Origin of the sequence: Desulfofundulus thermobenzoicus (genome assembly GCF_009428905.1) — a bacterium.
Lineage (GTDB): Bacteria > Bacillota > Desulfotomaculia > Desulfotomaculales > Desulfovirgulaceae > Desulfofundulus_A > Desulfofundulus_A thermobenzoicus.
Window position 1 is genome coordinate 1 of record NZ_WHYR01000220.1, and the last position, 427, is coordinate 427.

A 427-nucleotide genomic window follows, 5' to 3' on the forward strand; every position below is an offset into this window, starting at 1 on the left:
AAAGCAATTCTAGCCTGATGCTGATGGCTTGCTGAGAGCGGAAGCATTATGCTACAATATGTTATGCAGTAAACAATCATCGCTGTTTTGACAGAAACCACCAGTTGTTTCGAGCAGTGAGATTGTTATAATAGTTATATACGGAAGCAGTGAAGCTGAACTTCCAACCCGTATATCCCTTTTACAAGGGGACGTTACGGATTCGACAGGGATGGTTCGAGCTTAGGCTGCGAGCCGAGAGGCGATCTCGTTAACACGCACTTAAATGTAACTGGCAAAACTAAAAGTTTTAACCAAAACTTAGCACTAGCTGCCTAATAAGCGCAGCGAGCTCTTCCTGACATCGCCTATGTGTCTGTGAGGAGCCCAATGAAGTAGGCTACGCTTACGTTTCCGTCTGAGGACGTAAGAAGAGATCCATCAGACT

The 427-nt window shown here is 45.2% G+C and carries 1 other RNA gene; it reads left to right on the forward strand.

Going from position 1 to position 427, the window contains the following annotated elements:
• Positions 1 to 187 precede the first annotated feature (187 nt).
• Positions 188 to 427: a transfer-messenger RNA gene (gene ssrA, locus GFC01_RS18325) on the forward strand; the annotation flags it as partial.